Origin of the sequence: Maribacter sp. PR1, assembly GCF_028464145.1 — a bacterium.
GTDB lineage: Bacteria > Bacteroidota > Bacteroidia > Flavobacteriales > Flavobacteriaceae > Maribacter.
In genome coordinates, this window is record NZ_JAQPCG010000008.1 from 17,561 (window position 1) to 39,968 (window position 22,408).

Annotated in this window: 20 protein-coding genes; 8 read left to right on the forward strand and 12 right to left on the reverse strand. The window is 38.8% G+C overall.

What is annotated here, in order from left to right; translation table 11 throughout:
- Positions 1-12: 12 nt before the first annotated feature.
- The 9 genes from PP182_RS16385 to mazG form a co-directional block, all read right to left on the reverse strand.
- Positions 13-765, reverse strand: coding sequence for a LytR/AlgR family response regulator transcription factor (locus PP182_RS16385; protein WP_272652344.1), 753 nt, complete (start codon positions 763-765; stop codon positions 13-15).
- Positions 746-1,825: a sensor histidine kinase gene (locus PP182_RS16390; protein ID WP_272652345.1), complete on the reverse strand. Its 1,080-nt coding sequence runs from the start codon at positions 1,823-1,825 to the stop codon at positions 746-748. The genes PP182_RS16385 and PP182_RS16390 overlap by 20 nt, the downstream gene beginning before the upstream one ends.
- Positions 1,826-1,840: 15 nt before the next feature.
- Positions 1,841-2,770, reverse strand: coding sequence for a hypothetical protein (locus tag PP182_RS16395; RefSeq protein WP_272652346.1), 930 nt, complete (start codon positions 2,768-2,770; stop codon positions 1,841-1,843).
- A complete protein-coding gene (locus PP182_RS16400) occupies positions 2,767-3,189 on the reverse strand; it encodes an ABA4-like family protein (RefSeq protein ID WP_272652347.1) in 423 nt (140 codons plus the stop codon). The genes PP182_RS16395 and PP182_RS16400 overlap by 4 nt, the downstream gene beginning before the upstream one ends.
- A 172-nt stretch (positions 3,190-3,361) precedes the next feature.
- A complete protein-coding gene (locus PP182_RS16405; protein ID WP_272652348.1) occupies positions 3,362-5,023 on the reverse strand; it encodes an ArnT family glycosyltransferase in 1,662 nt (553 codons plus the stop codon).
- Positions 5,020-5,589, reverse strand: a complete 570-nt coding sequence (locus tag PP182_RS16410; RefSeq protein WP_272652349.1) for a phosphatase PAP2 family protein — start codon at positions 5,587-5,589, stop codon at positions 5,020-5,022. Before PP182_RS16410 ends, PP182_RS16405 begins: the two co-directional genes overlap by 4 nt.
- A gap of 7 nt (positions 5,590-5,596) precedes the next feature.
- Positions 5,597-5,824, reverse strand: a complete 228-nt coding sequence (locus PP182_RS16415) for a hypothetical protein (RefSeq protein ID WP_272652350.1) — start codon at positions 5,822-5,824, stop codon at positions 5,597-5,599.
- A 45-nt stretch (positions 5,825-5,869) separates the two neighbouring features.
- Positions 5,870-7,240, reverse strand: a complete 1,371-nt coding sequence (locus PP182_RS16420; RefSeq protein ID WP_272652351.1) for an MATE family efflux transporter — start codon at positions 7,238-7,240, stop codon at positions 5,870-5,872.
- Positions 7,241-7,298: 58 nt separating this feature from the next.
- A complete protein-coding gene (mazG, locus tag PP182_RS16425; protein WP_272652352.1) occupies positions 7,299-8,075 on the reverse strand; it encodes a nucleoside triphosphate pyrophosphohydrolase in 777 nt (258 codons plus the stop codon).
- A gap of 115 nt (positions 8,076-8,190) precedes the next feature.
- Here mazG and PP182_RS16430 point away from each other — a divergent pair, with 115 nt between their 5' ends.
- The 4 genes from PP182_RS16430 to PP182_RS16445 are packed head-to-tail and all read left to right on the forward strand — an operon-like array spanning position 8,191 to position 12,071.
- Complete coding sequence (locus PP182_RS16430; protein ID WP_272652353.1) at positions 8,191-9,021, forward strand: sugar phosphate isomerase/epimerase family protein; 831 nt, start codon at positions 8,191-8,193, stop codon at positions 9,019-9,021.
- A complete protein-coding gene (locus tag PP182_RS16435; RefSeq protein WP_272652354.1) occupies positions 9,022-10,674 on the forward strand; it encodes an N-acyl-D-amino-acid deacylase family protein in 1,653 nt (550 codons plus the stop codon).
- A 35-nt stretch (positions 10,675-10,709) separates the two neighbouring features.
- Positions 10,710-11,594, forward strand: coding sequence for an SMP-30/gluconolactonase/LRE family protein (locus PP182_RS16440; protein ID WP_272652355.1), 885 nt, complete (start codon positions 10,710-10,712; stop codon positions 11,592-11,594).
- A gap of 18 nt (positions 11,595-11,612) precedes the next feature.
- Positions 11,613-12,071 (forward strand): DUF1569 domain-containing protein, encoded by a 459-nt coding sequence (locus PP182_RS16445; protein WP_272652356.1) that lies wholly within the window; start codon positions 11,613-11,615, stop codon positions 12,069-12,071.
- Positions 12,072-12,078: 7 nt separating this feature from the next.
- On the opposite strand, the gene PP182_RS16450 is transcribed toward PP182_RS16445, so the two are convergent.
- Together PP182_RS16450 and PP182_RS16455 are read right to left on the reverse strand one after the other, a co-directional pair.
- Complete coding sequence (locus tag PP182_RS16450) at positions 12,079-12,543, reverse strand: hypothetical protein (RefSeq protein ID WP_272652357.1); 465 nt, start codon at positions 12,541-12,543, stop codon at positions 12,079-12,081.
- 79 nt (positions 12,544-12,622) lie between these two features.
- Positions 12,623-14,821 (reverse strand): DUF5916 domain-containing protein, encoded by a 2,199-nt coding sequence (locus PP182_RS16455; protein WP_272652358.1) that lies wholly within the window; start codon positions 14,819-14,821, stop codon positions 12,623-12,625.
- A 197-nt stretch (positions 14,822-15,018) separates the two neighbouring features.
- Between PP182_RS16455 and PP182_RS16460 the strand changes: the two genes are divergently transcribed.
- From PP182_RS16460 to PP182_RS16475, 4 genes are all read left to right on the forward strand, one after another.
- Complete coding sequence (locus PP182_RS16460; RefSeq protein WP_272652359.1) at positions 15,019-15,741, forward strand: MIP/aquaporin family protein; 723 nt, start codon at positions 15,019-15,021, stop codon at positions 15,739-15,741.
- A gap of 12 nt (positions 15,742-15,753) precedes the next feature.
- The gene (locus tag PP182_RS16465; protein ID WP_272652360.1) at positions 15,754-16,620 is read left to right on the forward strand and encodes an alpha/beta hydrolase; all 867 of its coding nucleotides are present in this window, start codon (positions 15,754-15,756) and stop codon (positions 16,618-16,620) included.
- 61 nt (positions 16,621-16,681) lie between these two features.
- The gene (locus PP182_RS16470) at positions 16,682-17,350 is read left to right on the forward strand and encodes an SGNH/GDSL hydrolase family protein (protein WP_272652361.1); all 669 of its coding nucleotides are present in this window, start codon (positions 16,682-16,684) and stop codon (positions 17,348-17,350) included.
- 9 nt (positions 17,351-17,359) lie between these two features.
- The gene (locus PP182_RS16475; RefSeq protein WP_272652362.1) at positions 17,360-18,973 is read left to right on the forward strand and encodes a family 20 glycosylhydrolase; all 1,614 of its coding nucleotides are present in this window, start codon (positions 17,360-17,362) and stop codon (positions 18,971-18,973) included.
- A 56-nt stretch (positions 18,974-19,029) separates the two neighbouring features.
- On the opposite strand, the gene PP182_RS16480 is transcribed toward PP182_RS16475, so the two are convergent.
- Positions 19,030-22,383: an amidohydrolase family protein gene (locus PP182_RS16480; RefSeq protein WP_272652363.1), complete on the reverse strand. Its 3,354-nt coding sequence runs from the start codon at positions 22,381-22,383 to the stop codon at positions 19,030-19,032.
- Positions 22,384-22,408 lie beyond the last annotated feature (25 nt).

Below are 22,408 nucleotides of genomic sequence, written 5' to 3' on the forward strand. Positions count from 1 at the left end.
CAGAAATAGGGATCACCTATTCATCCAACTTTTAAAATCTGTAGTCTTCGGCCTGCTAACGATAAATTCTTGGTCGCGTGAATTGGTAATGGAAAGTTTCACCCTGTGGTTAAAATAAGAATCTATTTTTTCAATGGAATTTTTGGCTACGATTTGCCCACGATTTATTCTGAAAAATTTATTTGGGTCCAAAGAATCGAACAGTTCGTCTATAGTTTCATTGATAATAAAACGTTTACCCAAAGTTACACCAAACGTAACGCTGTCCTCCGAATAGCAATACAAAAGCTCCGATACTTTGACTTGAAGGAATCCACTCCCCTCTTTGACCAATATACCCTCTCGTTTAGGAGTTATTTGAAAACTACAGAGAAGTTGTTTTAGAATGGATGGGTCGATGGAATTCGGTTTATTGGATTTTTTAAATTTATCCAGTGCCTTCTTCAAATCATCATGCTGTATTGGTTTTAGTAAATAATCCACGCTATTCACCTTAAATGCCTGTATGGCATATTGATCAAAGGCTGTTGTGAAAATAATCGGCGCTTCGACATCCATTTTCTGAAAAATCTCAAAACTCAAGCCATCGGCCAGCTGTATGTCCATAAACACCAAATCTGGTAAAGCATTATCTTGAAACCACCTTACGCTATCTTCCACTGTATCGATTATTGCCAAAAGTTCGTATTCAAAATCACATACCTTTAGCATACGCTGCAATTGATTTGCCGCTCTGGTTTCATCTTCAATAATCAGTATTTTCATCGCTTATTTTTTCATTTGACATTTTTACCAATGGAAGGAAAACCATAAATCGATTTCCGTCATTATTGATCTCAAGTGATTCACTGGAAATTAACGCATACCTTTTTTCGATGTTCGCAAGTCCAACCTTTGTTGATGGAAGTTGTGTGGATTTTGGTTCAATTTTGTTGTCCACCATCAATTTGTTTTCTTTTACCGATACGTTTATTAGTAAAGGTTTCGCTTTGGATATGACATTATGCTTAATCGCATTTTCCAGCAATAATTGTAGGCTCATAGGTACAATCATGAAATCTAGCGAAGTTTCAGGAATATCCCAATTTACTATTAGATTTGTACCAAAACGTTCGGATTGTATATGAATATAGGCTTTGGCGAACTTTAGCTCCTCCCGAAGTGAAATTAGATTTGCGTTCCCTGCTTCCAATAAAAAACGGTAGATATCCGATAATTTGTCCACGAAATCCTTGGCATCCTCCTTTGAATTTTGATCAATGATATCGCGTAAGGTATTCAGGGTATTGAAGAAAAAATGCGGTTGCGCCTGGTTCCGCAATGCGTCAAGTTGGGCCTGTACGATTGCTTGTTTTGATTTTTCCTCTTGCCTTATGGATTTTTTAAGCCTTATGTTGTAATAAATAGCTTCATAAATCGCCATGGTCATAATGGTGATAAAAATAATAGGCAGAAGCATTTTAATTCTAGACACCCTATCGCCGTAATTAAAACCGGGTATTAAGGATAATAAAGTACCACCTACAAAATCCACTAGTACGACCGTACAGGTTATGGCTATGAAAAACAATATAATACGCTTAGCATCATCACGGAATGCAGGGTATTTTCTTCGTAAATAAATCATTATCCCCCTATTGATTACCCAATCGATGGTTGTGAAGAAAAGTGCCACAACCCAACTAATAATCGCTTCGGTGAGAGAAACCATCGCAAACGTATTACTGAAAAGATATGTTGTAACTACACTTAGAATAAAAATACCAACAACAGAAAACCAAAAGTCGTTAAATCCTAAATATTGAATACGTTTCTCTTTGTTCATCTACCTTTTGTTCGATTATTGGCCCAGTAGTGCCATACCTTGTTTCGCTTGATAGAATGTTAACCCTATCCATGAAGCGTAGGTCAAAGCGAATAAAGTTACAACGATAATCTGTTTACGATTGGAGAACCTCCATTTTTTCGATAACCAAATGGCGAAGAACGGAATAACCTGAATACCGTGCAATCCATAAAAATGAGCTATGCGGAGGTCTCCACCAATAGTGCTCCAGTTGACCAATGGGAGCCCCTCTCCCCCATCTGAGACACCAATATTATGACCCATTTGTGCTATCATTTGACCTCCCACCCAGCTACCAAAAAATACAACCAGCCAGCCCATTAATATGGCCCATTGTACCGATTTTGTGGTCTTTAATTTTAAACGTACCGTATCTATAATAAATAAGACCATCGTTAATACGTTAATACCAACAAAGACACCCATTAACATAAATAGTATAGCATCAAAATTAGTAGCGATATTATAATGACTTTGTACGCCCCTAGAACCTTGGTATAGGATGATGAGAAACTCCAATAACAAGGACCACATAGTTATATGGTTGATAAGATTCTTTTTCCTTTTGGAGTATGGATATTTGGAAATCAAATACCCCACGGTTAGTAAGTAGATTGATATGGAAATAGAAAATTTTAATGGCTTTAACCAAACGCTAACTCCCATTAAGGTTCTTTCGTCAATGAACAGACCAATTAAGCATCCTATCCCCAATATTGCGATTACCATGGCTACCCAGAATAATATCGGACTTTCTTTTTTAACTTTCGTTAATAGTTTTCCGATGGTTTTTTGAAAGTTTCCCCAAAGCTTTAATTCGCTGTTTGATGAGTGATTGTTTTCAATTAATGTTTGTGTATAAGAGTTCATATTATTTTCATTTAAATTATTTGCTGTTAATCCAGAAAGGTTTTCGTAATTCATCCAATTTTGTTTTTTATGGTTTTGAGGGTCATGAACAAAAGAAAACCTAAGGGCCCAAACATAAAGGTGAAAAAAAGACAAGGTGCCATAAGCGCCTTATGAATACCTAGTTCCTTGTTTTTGCTTACCATCCACATACCTACTAGAAGATCAAATGCGAGATAATGAATCCAACCAGCCAGAACTGCATTTTCCTTAGTAAACAACTCCTTAACAGATGCAAGACTTCCAAAGTCCATAAGTCCATTATCCATCATCGATTGAATGATGTAAAAAATATAAATTGCAGAGAGCACTATAGGGATTACCTTGAAATCGATCAAGTATCTGGTCAATTTCCACTTCGGCAAGAATATCATCAATAGCCACATGGGCATAACGATGAAGTTTGCGAACGAGAACATAGTAGTTGGTGTCATTTTAAAGTTTTTTAGAATATAATGATGTCCCAAAAATGTGGACAAACCATCACTTTAAAAATGACTTTATGTTGAATCGTCGCTTAAGCATATTGAATCGTCAAGATAGATTCAATATGTATTCTTGTAGTAGTAATATTTAGTAATTTGTGGGATGGTTATTAAACCCCAATCACTGTTTTAAATGCACCAAGTGCATTTTATTGACAACTTTATATCTAGTATTGGGGTTGAGAAATTTTCCCTGTAACCTCGTTATTCTAAATTGGTCCACGGTGTACTGTTGATCCCAGTCCAAAGGAGATTCCCTTATTTTTTCCAATTCTTCAGCATTGACATAGACCCAAACATCTTTCTTGTTCCTAATCGCTGTCATGTTACTGATTTGCACTGGATACTTATTATAAAAATCAAGGGCCCAAGTATATTGTTCTCCAATCTTGTAAATTTTTTCTACTGGAACATTGTTCTGTTTCACCAATTTAGACATATTGGAGCCACCCTGATATTTGAGTAGATTGGGATAGAAATGAAGATTCAATACTGCGTTTAAAAGAAGTGAGGTACAAACGGAAACCGTAATCAAACGTATATAGCTATTCTCGGATTTTAAAGTGAAATAAACAATGACTAGACTTGCGAGAATCAATAAAAGTGGGATAAACACACCATCGAACTTAAAAACAAAAAAACAGATTAAAACAGACGATACAAATACTAAGGACAAAATAAAATATTGGGCACCCATCAAATACTTGGTCGTCTTTTTCTTTTCAAACCGATATAGATCATACATATAGGAAGCCGTAAGTACGGAAAATAATGGAATAGTAACGTTTAGGTAATGAGGAAGTTTAAACTGTGCAAAGCTTATAAGAACAAAGACCAAGGTAATTCCTCCTAAGGTCAGAAACTCATATTTTGGATTGTAAGTAAACTTTAATTTTATGAAGGTTTTTGCTTTACACCAAAATGCCGTCAAGGCTAAAATGGTCCAAGGAAGAAAGACCCACAAAAAAGTATGAAAAAAGAAAAAATAATCGCTGCTGTTCTTACCGATACCCTCCCCGCTCATACGTTCAAAGCTCTGTTCCCAAAAAATAAAAAAGATACCACTACGATTGTCCCGACCTCGAATTATTTTTTCAGGATGCATATCAAACTGTAAGTAATACGCATATAACATCGGTGCGATAGTGAATGCGAATACCGTTAAGGCCAAAATTACTTTCCAGCTTATAAACCGTTTCCATTTTCTGGTATACGCCAAATGACATAATAAAGGTAATCCTATAACCACCAATGCAATCTGACCCTTAGTAGAAAAAGCCATGCCAGCCCCAAATGCTCCCAACAGTATCGCGACCACACTGCCCTTTTCAATATACCTTGCCAATTGCCAAATTGCGAAAATGGTAAACCCTGTCAACACAGCATCGGTACGCACATCGATTGCACCTAAAACAATGGTTTGAGCAGTCATGAAGATTAAAGCCGCTAATTTACCAGTATGCTGATTATACAAAAGCTTTCCAAGCCCAAAACAACTATAGGCCCCCAAAAGTGTTGCCAAAATTCCTGGAATGCGGTATGCCCAATCGTGAATCCCAAAAATTTTATAAGAAAGGGCAGCGAGCCAATAATGCATATGTGGTTTGTCTAAATACTCATTAGGACCCTTAAATAAATTGATGAAATCATTTTCATTGACCATGCGCATGGCCATCACGGCAAACTGAGCAGAATCGTTTTCAAATAGCGTCACGAAAGTACCGGCGATATACACCAAAACTATGAGAACCACTAAAAACCAATACCTTAGGTTGGATATCATACCGAGAATTTCCGAAGTGCAAATATATACAACTTTGCAAATAACCATCCTAAAAATGCTCCGATCAGCGAGCCGGACAGTACATCCAAGGGAAAATGAACCCCAATATAAATTCGGCTGTATGCCACCAAAAGGGCCCAAAAAACAAGTGCTAAACCTATTAACCTAATTTGGGAGCGCAACATTAATCCAAAGAAAATGGCCAATGCAAATGAATTTGAAGCATGTGCCGAATAGTAACCAAACTTTCCTCCACAATAGCTCTTTACCAATCGCATAAGCGGACTCACTTCTGGATCATGGCAGGGTCTTAGTCTAGCGACCCCATATTTAAAGAAATTACTAAGTTGGTCCGAAACTGTAATTAAAATGACAACAGTTAAAACCAATAAAATTGTCTTTTTTAAGCCGAGTTTTTGAAAAGTAAGAATCAATAAGAAAAGATACATGGGAATGGCACTAAACTTATTGGAAACAAATTGCCAAAAAGTATCCCAAGAGGAGGTGCCCAATCCATTTAAGTAAAGAAAAACCTCTTTGTCTATTTGAACCAACTCCTCCAGCATCCCCTATCTAATCCTCATATCTGGATACTTCCCTGTCATAGAATGCCGTTGCGGCCTCAATAAGATTCTCGGCCTCGGATTCCAATTCCTTTTCATCCTCTTTTGAGAATTCCTCCAGCCATTCCACCTCATCGTCTTCAAGGTTAATTACGAACCTTGGATACTCCGTATGAATTACAAAAATAGCCGAAGGGTAATCCGTGTTATCGCCTAATAAAAACTTGGGTAATTCCATCTTTAATATTTTAGTCTAAAGTACTTCCGTTTGCAAGAATGGAAGTTAGGGTTTAAGTATAAGTTTCTGAGTCAAGTAATTAAATCGAATATACAACATAATAGCAGATGCCGTTAGTCCAGTTAAAAGCCCTATCCATATTCCTGTACTTTCCATTGTTGTATATAAACCCAAGTAATAAGAAATGGGAAAGCCTATCAACCAATAGGCCACAAAGGTAATAAATGTGGGAATCTTAACGTCTTGCAAACCTCTTAATGCTCCTAAAACAACTACTTGAACGCCATCGGAAATCTGGAAAAAGGCAGCCACCAATAAAAGTTGAGATGCCAGGGAAATTACAGCTGTGTTGTCAGCGAAATTAAGTACGTCGTCCACATCTAAATACAAGGTCGGAAACCAGTTACGACCCAACACAAAAAGAATTGCAAAAGCGACCTCTAATATCAGCGTAAGAAAAAATATGGATTGTGCCAATCTGCGTAGTTCCGCAAAATTTTTAAGTCCTTTTTGATTACCAACCCTTATCATTGCGGCAACACCCAACCCGATTCCGAACATATACGTCATACTACTAAGATTCAAGGCAATCTGATTGGCGGCTTGGGGATTCTTTCCCAAAACACCACTCAACCAAATAGCAGCCGTGAATATGGCTACCTCAAAAAACATTTGCAAAGCAGAGGGAAAACCTAGCGAAATTATTTTTTTGATCACTCTTTTTTCTATCGTCTTAAAATTGAAACCCGTGACATAATCATGGAATTTTTTCTTGTTCTTTAGAAGCATCCATAAATAGAATACCATGACCACCCTTGCAATCAGCGTACCCAAGGCCGCACCTACTATACCCAGTTTGGGAAATCCGAAGGAACCAAAAATCAGTAGATAATTAAGCGTTATGTTAACCACATTGGCAATGACCGTGGCATACATAGGATATCTTGTTTGGGACAACCCTTCCGAAAACTGCTTAAATGCTTGAAAAACGATAAGGGGAACCAATGAAAAAGCTACAAGGTCCAAGTACGGTAGAGCTAGCTCCACAACTTCTTGGGGCTGTTTCATCAAATGCATGATGGGTTTTGCCAAGAGAATAAGTCCAAACAAGGAGAAACCCAAAATGGTACAGAGCACCAAGCCGTGTTTTAGGGCACTCTTGGCATTTTCTTTATTCCCTGCCCCATCCGCCTCCGCGACCAAAGGGGTTATAGCGGTAGAAAAACCAATACCTAATGACATCGCTATAAAAACAAAACTGTTTCCCAGGGAAACGGCCGCCAACTCAGCTGTTCCCAGTTGACCTACCATAATGTTGTCCGCGAACTGTACAAAGGTATGTCCCAGCATACCCAGAATTACAGGGACCGATAACTTTATGTTGTATGCAAATTCTTTTGTATACTTAGAAAACACCTATTAAAATTTAGAAGGCCAAAGATACTTGTATAAAAACGATTTTTCCGAGGTAGCACTAATCCATTTTTTTGGCTTTCTCCCAATAAGTCTCCATTTCCTTCAAGCTCATATCCTTAAGGGATTTACCCTTTTTGGCAGCTTCCCCCTCCAAAAATTGAAATCTTTTAGAGAATTTTTTATTGGTGCGTTCCAATGCGTTTTCCGGATTGACACCCAAAAATCTGGCATAGTTTATCAAGGAAAAAAGTACATCGCCAAACTCTGATTCAATCTCGTCTTTGTTCCCAAGGTTTACTTCTTCCTGCAGTTCGCCCAATTCTTCCTGAAGTTTTTCAAAAACCTGATGCGGCTCTTCCCAATCAAATCCTACACCGGCCACCTTATCTTGAATCCTATTGGCTTTTACCAAGGCTGGCAAACTCCTTGGAACGCCCTGTAGAACACTATTTTTTCCTTCTTTAAGCTTTATTTTCTCCCAGTTTTGTTTTACTTCTTCATCATTTTGTACGGAGATATCTCCATAAATATGAGGATGCCTATTTACCAATTTTTCACAGATTCCGTTGGCTACATCCCCAATATCAAAACGATTGCTTTCCGAACCGATTTTGGCATAAAAAATAATGTGAAGTAACAAATCTCCCAACTCACCCTTTACTTCATCCAAATTATTGTCCAAAATGGCATCACCTAATTCATAGGTTTCTTCAATGGTTAAATGCCTTAGACTTTCCATGGTCTGTTTTTTATCCCACGGGCATTGTTCACGTAACTCATCCATAATGGTAAGCAGGCGATCAAATGCCTCTAATTTCTCTTCCCTGGTATTCATTTCAATCGTTTTCACAAAAGTACAAATCTATGATTATAGGGATGTTGTAATATTTAGTACCTTAGAAAAATTTGATACTACTCAAGACTTTAATTAAACATATCTTAAAAAACACATGAAAAGAAGAGATTTTTTAGTTCGTTCATCATTGTTAACAGCTGGTACAGCACTTCTACCTTCCTATGGTTTCGCCATGGAAACGGAACAAAAATTTGGGGTCCAGCTCTATAGTTTTAGAGACCAAATGGCGAAGGACCCATTAGGGACACTTGAAGCAATTGCTTCTATTGGTTTGAAAGAAATTGAGTCTGCCAAAAGTAGTAAAGGGCATTATTATGGGCTCACCCCAAAGAGTATGAAGCAGGCCTGCGAAGACCTCGGAATGAAATTAGTCAGCGGACATGTTCACTTAGACCAGGATTTTGAAAAGACGATGGAAGAGGCTGCAGCTTCAGGACAGGACTATTTAATTTGTTCCTCAATGCCTTCCAATGGGCAAACCGTAGATAATTATAAAAAAGTTGCAGAGGAGTTTAATAAAGCTGGGGAGGCCTGCGAAAAACTGGGTATTCATTTCGGCTATCATAATCATGAGTACGAATTTGAATCAGATCAAGGACAAGTACTTTACGATATCCTAATGGACAATACAGAACCTGACCTTGTGCATATGGAACTGGATTTGGGGTGGGTCATTGTCGCTGGTAAGGATCCTCTGGATTATTTTAAAAGATATCCCGGTCGCTTTCCTTTGTGGCACCTTAAGGATATGAATATGGCCGAAAAAGAAAGTACTGAATTCGGCAAAGGTGGATTGGATATTAAAGCCATGATGAACAACCAAGAAGCCTCTGGAGTAAAACATATTTTAATTGAACAGGAGGAGTATGCAAGTACACCTTTGGAAAGTATGAAGCACAACATGGAATTCCTAAAGCAACTATAAATGCGGAAGTATTACATCTCCATCCTAACCCTTTCGTTGATAAGCATCCTATCCTGTAATAATCAAGAAAACACCCCTTATGATATTCTTATAAGAAACGGTCAAATCTTGGATGGTTCGGGTGAAAAATCATTCGTTGGTGATATCGCTATAAATGCCGATACTATTGCTGCCATAGGTGAGTTAGGTCGGGCTCAAGGAAAACAAGAAATCGACGCTACCGATCTTTCCGTTTCCCCAGGATTTATAAACATGTTGAGTTGGGCCAATGTGGCCTTAATTGAGGATGGGCGATCACAGGGGGATATACGACAAGGAGTTACTTTAGAGGTACTTGGCGAGGGATCTTCCATGGGGCCCCTTAATGGAAACATGAAAAAAGAAATGAAAGAAGGTCAAGGTGATATCAAATACGATATTCCATGGACCTCTTTGGGTGAGTATTTAACACATTTAGAAACTAAAGGAATATCCACCAACGTGGCCTCTTTCGTGGGCAATGCAACACTGCGCGAGTATGCCATTGGAATTGAAAAGAGACCCCCTACCGAAGCGGAGATGGATACCATGAAAAATCTACTTCGCCAAGGAATGGAAGAAGGTGCTATGGGGCTATCAACCTCATTGATATATGTTCCCAGCGGCCATGCCCAAACCGATGAAATCATTGAATTGGCCAAAATTGTTTCTGAATACAATGGAATGTACATTTCCCATATCAGGGACGAAGAAGGGGGACTTTTGGAAGCGGTGGATGAATTGATTACCATATCGCGTGAAGCAAAGCTCCCTGCGGAAATTTATCATTTTAAAGCTTCTGGAAATGCAAATTGGCATTTATTGGACAGCGCCATTACAATCGTAAACAATGCTCGAGAAAATGGTTTAAATATTACTACGGATATGTACATGTACAATGCCAGTTCCACAGGACTGAATGTAGTGTTACCGGCTTGGGCCAAAGAAGGTGGGCATAAATCCACCATTACCTTGATGGAGAACCCGGCAACCCGAAAAAGAATGATGGATGAAATTGATTTTCATGTGCCACCCGAAAATATTTTGTTGGTAGGGTTTAGAAATAAGGAGCTGCGTAATCTCATCGGCAAGACCCTGGCAGAGGTGGCTGAAGAAAGACTAAAATCAGCTAATGAGACTTTGGTCGACCTCATCTATGAAGATGATAGTAGAATACAGGTCGTGTACTTTTCTATGTCCAAGGAAAACATCAAGAAAAAATTAAAACTTCCCTATATGAGTATTTGTTCCGATGCTGGTTCTTATAGCACAGAAGGCGTCTTTCTAGAACAAAGTACGCACCCAAGGGCTTATGGTTCTTTTGCTAGACTCTTGGGTCATTTCGTGCGCGAGGAAAAAGTTATATCATTAGAGGAAGCTATTTACAAATTAACTACCCTCCCGGCCACCAATTTAAAATTGAAAAAAAGAGGTGCTTTAAAACAGGGATACTTTGCAGATGTGTTAATTTTTGACCCTAAAACCATAACGGCCAATGCAACTTTTGAGAAACCGCACCAATACGCGACCGGAATGAAGCATGTTTTTGTAAATGGCGGTCATGTTCTAAATGATGGAGAGCATACAGGTACCTTTTCAGGTAGGTTCGTAAAGGGTCCGGGTGCGACGGATTAAACTTTAAAACAAATACTATAATTATTTACTTAACAATGAAATCCATAAATACATTTTTAGCTTTACTTCTTTTGAACTCCTTTATTACCGCTCAAGACATTGTCAAAGAGGGTGAATCACTATCCTTGGTATCTGATTCATTTGAGTTTACGGAAGGTCCGGCAGTCGATAAGGAGGGAAATATTTTTTTTACCGATCAACCCAATGACCGCATCGTTAAATGGGACGCAAAGACCAATACTGTTTCAGATTGGATGCACCCCAGTGGAAGGTCCAACGGGCTCTATTTTGACCACCAAGGAAATTTGATATCCTGTGCCGATGAAAAAAACCAATTATGGAAAATTGATTCAGATAAGAACGTTACGGTACTCGTAGACAAATTTGAAGGAAAATTTCTAGGCGGACCCAATGATGTATGGGTAGACCCACAAGGAGGAATATACATAACCGACCCCCTTTACAAAAGAGATTGGTGGAAAAATCGAACACCAGAGGTAGAGAAAAGACGTGTTTACTATTTGGCTCCTGGGAGCAATTCACTGACCATTGTTGCCGAAGACTTGGTTATGCCCAATGGTATTGTAGGCTCCAAGAATGGCAAAAAGTTATTTATCGCCGATCCGGGTGATAAAAAAACATATGTTTATAAAATAAATAAAGACGGAAGCCTTACAGATCGTAAACTTTTTTGTGAAATGGGGTCAGATGGTATGACCCTGGACAATAAAGGCAACCTTTACCTAACTGGAAATGGAGTTACCGTATTTAATAAATCAGGAAAAAAAATAAAACATATAAAGATTCCAAAGGGATGGACAGCCAACGTAACTCTTGGCGGCCCTGATAGGGACATTCTATTCATAACCGCTTTAGATGCGGTATATACCCTACAAATGAAGGTTAAAGGAATAAACTAATCAATTAAAAATCTTATCATGGCCTGGAAAAACCTGTTTGACAAAAAAGAATCCGAGGAAACCATTGAACGTATACAAAAGCTTACTCCGGAGAAACAGCCTAACTGGGGTAAAATGAATGTATCCCAAATGTTGGCCCATTGCAATGTTGCCTATGAAACCATCTATACCGATAAGCATCCAAAACCAAAGGGGTTTAAAAAATTTCTGGTAAAATTATTGGCAAAAAACGCGGTTGTTGGTCCAAAACCTTACAAAAAAAATGGTCCGACCTCACCTATCTTTAAAATAAGTGATGCACGGGATTTTGAAAACGAAAAAAATAAGCTAATTGGTCATATTAGAAAAACCCAAGAATTGGGAGCGAATCATTTTGAAGGCAAGGATTCCTATGCTTTTGGACCACTGAACAAATCTGAATGGAACACCCTTTTCTCCAAACATCTAGACCATCATTTGCAACAGTTTGGGGTATGATTATGAATTATTGTTTTTCATAAACGTAACTTAAAACCCCTGGAAGGCTTTCTCCCTTGGTTTCTGTAAGTACGGTCCCGTTCAAGGCAAGATTCGTGAAATTTACGTCGTTCAGATTCAGTTGATTATTTTGAAATATATAATTACCTGAGTAGGTAAAAGAAGCAGCACATTGTACAGCATAAAAATCTCCGGTAACCGGTGTTATATTTAAATCCGTCAAGGTTAGATTCCAAGTATTATTCTCGTTAATAGTTAAGACTCCATTTAGGCACGGTAACTCGTCCACCATGTTTGTCGATGATGTTCCGTCTTCATTTGGGTCTAGAGGGATACTTATATTCACTTGAGTGAGATTCCAAGTTCCTACCACCAAGGAATTGTCCACTGTAACAGTTTCACCATCATCCGAAGAACACGAAAAAATTATAATAACAAGACTTATGGAAAAAAGGGATTTTAAGAATTTCATAGCTGACTTTTAGGTAATATTAAAAAAATTGAACAAATAAAAAGTCTTAAAATCTAATTTAACATCTTCACGAAATGTCTTACTTGACCAAATCGAACATTCTTGTATACTTAATTATAAAACTGTTATTAAGTGGATCCCCGTCACGTAAATTATAATTATATACCAAAAATAATCCCGTATTGGCGCGCTCCAACCAACCAAACCTAATATTAGCTGCCCATAATTTATCGGACGTATTATGCTGTATCAATCCTTGAATATAAACATTAGGTTTAAAAGAATAGGACAGTTGGGTCCGAAGGATATTTGCCGTAAAATCTCCAAAGGGCAATTGAAAGTTATTGTATTGAAAGGTAACCTCCGAATTAAACCGATCACCTATTCGATAGGCAGCCGATATGCTCTCAACAAATCTAGTTCCTCCAAAAGAACCCCCAATAACAGATCTTAAATTTACTGAAAATGGTTTGCTTCTATTCGTGAAAAATACAATTTGTGATTCTACATGGTCGTAACTTCCAGGTTGTACAATTACGTTATCCCCACGCGAAATATCAAAGGGAAAAACAACGCCTTCTTTGGTTACATTTACTCCGGTATGGAGTTCGGTCCCGCTTTTCCACTCAAAATGATTATCCAAATGAAGAAAACTTGTTTCTAAAAATCCATCAAAATTCCAATACCCCCGATAGGATATATGTGGCCGGTATTCCAAAATCTTAGAATTGGGGTTCTTCGGTCGTAAATGATACAGGACGAGCCCTTCTGGCTTTTTGAACGCTGAACGTAGTAAAAAACCCACTTCTGGATTAAAGCCTTGGCCAACCTCTGTATAAGCAGCCCTTAATTCCCAATTGTTCCAGTTGTAATCTCCTTGGATTTTATAAGAATTCGAATTAATGGTATCATTTGGATCCGAAGTATGCGCAAAAAATCCAGAAATGCGCGCTTTACTGCCCAATCCTAGTTTTCCATCCAAAGCAAGAGTTCGGTTAAAATCATCAGATTGAAGTCCTTCCTTATTGATGATTGCAGCCCCCAAAGCTGTTCTCCCCTTGAACTCATGGTTAACCCTGGCTACGGTAAAATTATTGGCCTCTATACCCACATCAGATACTTCCTCGGTCCACATACTCAAAAGTCCTACGTTCGTCCTATTAAGTTTGCCAGATAGTCTTGCTCCCCCTATAATGGGAACAATATTACCATTTTCACCTATGCCAATGCGCCTACTAAAGAACAAATCTACTTCCCCAGGACTTCCCACACTGAACAAACCTGCATTCTCCAAAAAGAAAGGACGTTTTTCGGGAAAAAATAGATTAAAACGGTCCAAGTTTACTTGTTGATCATCCACTTCTACCTGGGCAAAATCCGTGTTGTAGGTCAAATCTAGGGTTAGACTTGGCGTCACACTGTATTTGACATCTCCGCCTGCATCGAACTTATAGTTGGATTTTGGGTCGATTACAGTATTATCCTTGGACACACTTCCCAAAACATATGGAATTACCTTCAGATTTCCAGGACTTCGCAAATCCAACCCTGTCAAGTTTCCGGCAAGGGACAATCTTTTAAGGTCCAGGCCAAGTGGAATTGGAGACCAATAGGCTATTTCGTTCGATTTTCTTATGTTTCTTCTAAAATTGATACCCCAATCCTTACCAGACTGAAAACGAAGCGTCCTCAGGGGAATTGCGAATTCAGCGCTCCAACCATAATCCCCAACACTTGCCTTTACTTCCCAAGAACCGTCCCAATTCAAATTAAAACCGCCTATAGTGCCCCCTTGTTGTCTGTTTGCGTTAAAATTTCCTTGTCCTTCATTGTCCACTTGTGCATCATACTCAACTCCTAAAGAATTTGTACCGAACACAAAACCATTCTGGCCATCCTTATACGTGTCTAAAATAAATAAAAAAGCATCCGTATTGTCCAAATCGGCGTCCCTTCTAGCGTCCGAGACCACTAAATTATTCGGTTGGGAATCATAGCATACAACAGATACAAAAAAGGTCTCCGCAGTGTAAGCAATTCTTATTTCCGTTTTTTCCGATGCCGGAATACCAAAATTAGGTTGTGTCTGTGTTAAGTTTCCAATAGGTTCTATGGACTGCCAAACCTCATCATTTATTACAAGGCCATCTATTAAAGGTTCTTCTTCGATGGAAACGGCCAAGGCCGTAGGCCTGACAACATCTATATTTTGAGAATACAGGAGATTTAAATTAAGAAATAAAGAAAAGAGCGGAAGAATCTTAACGAATTTGGTCATGGTTGGCGGTTGGTCGATAAGGATGAACATACCAATATACTACATTTTGTACTGTGATAAATCCTTAATTCAAATAATCAATAATTGGTATTATGAAGCATAATTGGAATAGAATTCACCGTTACCAAAGGAAAAATTGTAGTAACCTGAAAATCCATCTATTTTTTTTATCTTTTACAACTTAAATTAGATAACCAATGACCGCATATATTTTTGAATTCATAGGCACAGGTATGCTCATTCTTATAGGGAATGGGGTCGTAGCCAATTTAGTATTAAAAGGAACTAAAGGTGCGGATAGTGGTTGGGTAGGTATATCCCTTGCCTGGGGAATAGCAGTGTTCATTGGGGTGTTTATCTCTGCAGATGTAAGTGGCGCCCATATAAACCCGGCCGTAACCATTGGTTTGGCCACAGCAGGAAAATTCTCTTGGTCCATGGTTCCCGGTTATATAATTGCACAAATTTTAGGAGCCATGATGGGAAATTTTCTCGTCTGGTTAACCTACAAAAAGCAATATGAACACACCGAGGATGAAGATGCAATACTCGCCACCTTTAGTACTGCACCGGCAATTAGAAGTTTAGGTTGGAACCTAGTTACGGAAATAATTGGAACCTTTGCTTTGGTTTTCGGTGTATTTTATATCGCTGGAGGTGCTTTGGCCAACGAACCTATTTCTTTAGGTTCCTTGGACGCTCTTCCTGTCGCACTTTTAGTCATGGGGATAGGGTTTGGTCTCGGTGGTCCTACGGGTTACGCGATTAATCCGGCTCGGGATTTGGGCCCGAGGATAATGCATGCTATTTTGCCACTAAAGAATAAAGGTAAAAGTGATTGGGCCTATGCTTTAGTACCTATAGTTGGACCAATAATTGGAGCTGTTTTGGCTGCTCTTGCTTTTATCTTACTCAATTAAACTTCGCGTATTATGAGAACAATTTTCTTAGGTTTATTTTTTTGTACGACCTCTATAATTTTCGCTCAAAAAATTATTGAATTACCCTTTAATACAAATGATAATGTCCAATGGAAAGGAGGTGAAAAGGCATACTATTCGAATATTTGGCAAACCGATGTAGTTACCAATGTTTCTATCCCAACCATGGAAGTTTTTAGGCCTAACGAACCCAATGGCACAAGTGTAATCATTGCTCCCGGGGGAGGATTATATGCACTAAGTATTAAAAGTGAAGGTAACGATGTTGCAAAATGGCTCGCTGAAAAAGGAATAACGGCATTTGTACTTAAGTATAGACTGGTACCCACAGCAGAAGATGGTGTTAAAGAAATATCCGAAGAGGGAACAAGCAATCCTCAAAAAATTATGCAACGAGTCGAACCTGTTCTTCCACTTTCAATAGAAGACGGACTAGCTGCGATTAGGTATGTTCGAGCGAATGCATCAGAATATAACATTAACCCTCAAAAAATTGGATTTATGGGCTTTTCGGCAGGTGGTGCGGTTACTATGGGTGTTGTTTATAATTACAATGAGGACAATAGACCGAATTTCATAGTTCCGGTTTATCCTTGGACAACGGCTTTACCGGTTCAAAGTGCTCCCGAGGATGCTCCCCCCATGTTGGTTATCTGCGCCACGGACGACCCTCTAGGGCTTGCCGCCGGTAGTGTTGAATTGTATTCCTCATGGTTAAAGAGAAACAAAAACGCTGGTCTACATATGTATTCTAAAGGAGGTCACGGATTTGGAATGAAAAAACAAGATTTACCTTCGGACGATTGGATTCAACGATTTTATGATTGGTCGGAATTAGAAATCAATTCCCAAAAATAGAAACCCGAATGAATTTGATTCCACCAAATGCTTAACTTTAAACCCTACAAAAAATTCCAAATTGAAACATATATTGAAGTTACTCCCAATTTGTATTATTTTCCTCGGAACAATTTCGTGCCTTCATGCCCAAAACAGTGAACGTTTTGCCAATGAAGTAAATGAACTTTCCAAAAGGAACGATTCGCTGTGGAATAAAAAAAGGGAGACCATAATTTTTACAGGCAGCTCCAGTATTCGAAAATGGGATAATCTTCAAGAATCTTTTCCGGATCATCAAGTCTTAAATAGCGGTTTTGGTGGTTCCGAAGCTACTGATTTACTCTATTATTTGGATACTTTGGTTATAAAATATAATCCTACCAAAGTTTTTATTTATGAGGGTGACAACGATATTTCTGCAAAGAAAAAACCTAATGAAATAATAGAAACCACTGAGGCGATAGTAGAAAAAATTAGAAGAAGGAATTCCAATGTAAAAATTGTATTGATTTCCGCCAAACCAAGTATTAGTAGGTGGAAATTGAGAAGAAAATATAAAAGACTCAACCGGAAGTTCAAAAGAATGACAAAAAAAGATGAGTCACTACTTTTTGTAGATGTCTGGCATCCCATGTTAAACAAAAGAAAACTAATGAAAGATCTCTTTGTTTCAGATGGTTTACATATGAATGCCAAAGGATACGATATATGGTATAATACCATGCAACATCTTGTAAATAACCCCTAAAATTTAAAAATGATAAAAACTGTTTTAATCAGATGTATTTTCTTTTTATCCATTGGAATATTGGTTTTGGCATGCCAAGAAAACCAAAAGCCAAGGATACCTATGCCTGTTACCAACTTGTCCGATATTAGTTTAATTCCTAAACCTACAAAGACCATAGCAACGAATTCGGCTTTTGCATTAGATCAATTCACCGCAATATATACTTCGAAAAGTGCCACTGGTTTTGACAAAGTAGGAAAATTTTTAGCGGAAAAACTAAAAGCGAAAATCAATTTGGATATTCCGGTAAATCAAGAAACTACAAATACAATTGACCGTGTCATTTATATTAACCAATCAGACAGTATAGTGTTGGAAACCCCTGAGGCCTACCAACTTTATATTAACCAAGATTCAATTATTTTGAATGCCAACACTGCTGAGGGTGCGTTTAGGGGCATCCAAACCCTTAGACAGCTCGTTCCGGATGTAAGCACTGATACATTGGCCGAGCAAAAAATATGGCCCGTACCGTCGGGAAAGATTATAGACAGTCCCAATTTTGGTTATAGAGGGGCAATGTTAGATGTGGCAAGACATTTCTTTAGTGTAGAAGATGTAAAAAAATATATAGACCTTCTATCCTACTATAAAATTAATATGCTGCATCTACATTTATCTGATGACCAAGGCTGGCGCATAGAAATAAAGTCTTGGCCAAAACTCACTGAAATTGGTGGCAGTACGGAGGTCGGCGGAGAATCCGGTGGATTCTATACCCAGGAAGATTATAAGGAAATAGTAAGATATGCCCAGGAAAGATACATGACGGTCATTCCTGAAATCGACATGCCCGGACATACGAACTCGGCATCCGCCTCTTACCCCTTTTTAAATGGTAATGGAAAAACGCCTGAATTGTATGAAGGCATGCGCGTTGGTTTTAGCACTTTCGACACCAGGAAGGATACGGTTTATTCATTTATTGATGATGTAGTTAGAGAAATTTCCGAAATGACCCCGGGGCCCTATTTCCATATGGGCGGTGATGAAAGCCATGTTACCAAAAAGAACGATTATATCTATTTTGTAAACAGAGTGGAGAAAATAGTGCAAAAGCATGGTAAAAGAATGATAGGTTGGGACGAAATTGCCAATGCAGATATTGACTCGAATGCAATAGCACAATGGTGGGCAAGTGAAGAGAATGCGAAAAAGGCCGTTGAAAAGAACATGAAAGTCATTGTTTCCCCTGCAAAAAAAGCTTATTTGGATATGCAATATGATACGCTTACCAAATTGGGACTTCATTGGGCCGGATATATTCCGGTAGATACCGCATACCAATGGACTCCTGAAGAATATGGCATACCCATGGAGAACATTTTGGGTACGGAGGCCCCATTATGGTCGGAAACCATAACGAATATAGAAGAATTGGAATATTTGGCGTTTCCTAGGGTAATTGGATATTCGGAGTTGGCCTGGAGTATTCCAGAAAACCGGAATTGGGAAGATTACAAAGTGCGGTTGGGAGACCAAGCCCCATTTTTGGAACGAATGAACGTAAACTATTATCCGTCTAAATTGATAGACTGGAAAAAAAGCAAGTTCACTTATGAAACCATTGAGAAAGACTAGATAAACAAATCAGAACCCCGTCTAACATAAAAAAGGCCCGTAATAAGGGCCTTTTCTTATTTATCTATTCCCGGTAAATTTACAGGTCCCTTATTATTCCATTCAAAAGATTTCGCTGGTTTTTGATTTGGCCATTCCTCGTCCAAAGTATTTGCTTCATATACCTTTCCATTCTTTATGACGTGGGATATGGTATTGGTATTTCTTAAATCCTCTAAGGGATTCTTATCCAGTATAACCAAGTCAGCCAATTTACCCGGCTCCAAACTTCCTAAGTCACCATCAAGTCCAATTGCCTCGGCACCAATTATAGTGGCAACTTTCAATGCATCCATAGGTTTCATACCCCCACTTGCCACAGACCAAAGTTCCCAATGAAAACCCAATCCTTGTAGCTGACCATGACTACCTATCCCAGCCAGTCCTCCTGCTTCAACAAGGGATTTCATAAACTCGGCATGTTTTTTAAAAATATGCTCCTCATCCATAAACCAACCTGGCCTCCTCCTGCTCTTACTTGCGAGTTCTTTATAAGGTGTAAAATATTGTAACTTCTCATCGCCCCAAACATCTTCCCTAGCATAATAATAGTTTTCTGCCCAAGGTCCACCATATGAAACTAATAATGTTGGCGTAACTGCCATTTTGGATTCTGCAATCGTTTTAACCACATCTTCATAAATAGGATATATTGGAAGAGAATGTTCATGCCCAGGATATCCATCCAATAATTGGGTCATATTCAATTTGAAGTCCAAGCCTCCTTCTGTGGTAGGCATTAATTTTAATTCCTTACAAGCCTCGATAACCCATTGGCGCTGTTGCCGGTTACCCACTAAATACATCTTTATGCTTTTAGTGTCAAAATAATCACTGTATTGCTTCAGTACTTCCTTGGTATGCTCCAAGCTTTCCAATTGATAACCCCAATAACCCAGGCCTGGACCTGTACTATAAATTCTAGGACCATCGATCATACCGGCATCGACCATATCAGCATAGGTAAGCACATCTGTGGTTCCCGTTTGCGGATCCCTAGTTGTGGTTACCCCATATGCTAAATTGGCAGCGTACATCCAAACTTGTTGCTTATGTATTCCCCAAGCCGGTCTTAAATGGGCATGGGTATCCACAAATCCGGGAAGTATGGTCTTACCGGTCACATCTATTTCCTTGGTTCCTTTAGGGACCGAAAAACTTCCCGATGGACCAACAGATTTTATTCTATTATTTTCGACTAGTATGTCTCCTTTCTCAAGAATTTCATCATTCTTCATAGAAATAATACGTGCTCCTTTCAACAACAAGGTTCCCTTCGGAAGGTCTTTCTGATAACTAACGTTTATTTTGTATTCATCCGCCTTAAATTCTGGAATATCTTCTTTTTTATCCTTACTCTTTACGGAATCAATTTTCTTCTCTTCTGACTTTTCCTCCTTTACCGTAGCTAGGCTATCCGCATATTTTTTTCCTTTGGCTAGGTTATAGACAAAATGACTTGCCCCTAAGGACCAGTGCACATTTTTACTGGAATAGGACCAATAGGGAAATTCTCCACCTATTTGCGTAAGTTTCATAGCAGGAAATGCTGCTTTTTCAACCTTAGCTACAGAAACTATTGGTGTTTTGCCATATCTAGGAATAGTGGCGACATAAATGTCATTGTTGATTTTAGCTAAGGCCGATTTACCGTCCGGAGAAATACGGATTTCATCTGGTTTTGAAGATTTATCCTTATCATCGGCTTCTACCGAATTCGGTAAAACGGAATGATCATCAAAAATATCTTGAGAACCATAGGTTACAATTCCTTTTAATTTAAGGTGTTCTTTTTCATCCGTACCATCCCATCGAATGGATACTAACCCATTTTTCGAATCGGTTAAGTAGATTCTATCATCAACTTTGGTAAAGTGGGGTACAGTTCTATCCTTTGACTTGTCTATAAATTGAATCTCTCCACCCTCAGTAGGTATCCATACCAAATCCTCCATATTTCTACTCGAAAATAGCCCTAGTAAATCTTGAAACGACTGTGCAGTGCCCCTGTGAAAAACAATGCGGTCTGAATTAAAGGACCATGCAGGATAGGTATAAATTCCAGGTACCGCAGTGAGTTTCTTTATTCTTGCTCTTCCATTCAGATTTACGGAATATAAATGCCCTCCATTTTTCTCCCAAGTGGTAAATACTAAATTGTTACCGTCGGGTGACCAAGCAGGTTGTGCTTCTATAAAATCATTTTCGGTCACCCTTTTGGGCGTACCGTTAGGGAAATCCATAACATATAAACGGTTAAGCGCTGTAAATGCCAATTTACTGCCATCTGGAGAAGGCTTTGCATCCCTAATTTGGGTCGCGAGTGCTTCTTGATTATCCTCAATGGGGTATTTAAAGGATAACCGAGGTCCCATATCCAAGGCTACATCGACCGTAAAAGGGATTTCCTTGGCAGTATTGTCATCAATGGAAATGGCATAGATTTTTCCACCATAGGAGGCTATAAGTTGTTTGCTGTCCGGAGTAAACGACATGCCAGGCAATACACCTAAGGGAGCAATGGATTCCTGCTCATCCCGTTGAACCGGATAGGCCAACCAGCGCTCATCCCCTGTTTTTAAGTTTTGTAATATCAAGCCTGTTTCCGTTTCATAACGTGTACCATAAACCATCCATTTACCATCAGGTGAGATTGTGGGCGTAAAGGCGGAACCATATTTAGAAGTAATTACTGCCATTTCACCATCTTCCATATCATATGTACCAATTTGATACTGTGGTAATTGAGCATTGTAGTTCCAAGCACTTCGCCTTTGGGAAAAATATATGGTTTTACCATCTGGACTGATTGCCGGGTCAATGAGCTTTATATTTTCGGGCTCACTTACTAATTGACTCCCAGAACCACCATCCTTATGATATATGTGCGGCTTAATATTCCTTCTACCTTTTACCCCAATAATATAGTCGCCATCGGGCGTCCACTCGGCAGAGAAAAAATTGTGTTTCTTTTCCTCGGTTATCTGTTTCTCCTCCATAGATTTCAATTCCATAGTCCAAATATTGTCCGAACCGCTTTTGTCCGAAATGTATACCAAACTTTTTCCATCGGGGCTATACCTAGGATGCACGTCATATTGTATACCTTTCGTAATTCTTGTAGCTTTTCCACCGGATAATGGCAAGGAGTAAATATCTCCCATGTGATCAAACATTATAGTCTTACCATCCGGACTCACATCCAAGGACATCCAAGTCCCTGTATCAGTAGAAAATGAAATTTTTCTTTCTGGCTCTAAAGGAAGTTCTTTGGTGGCTTGTTTTGTAGTATCCTTTGGCTCTTGCGCTATAAGTAACATGTTAAAAGCTATACACGCTAATGCGGTGAACAGGTGAAGGTTTTTTTTCATTTCTTGTTTCGTTGAATTTTACTAA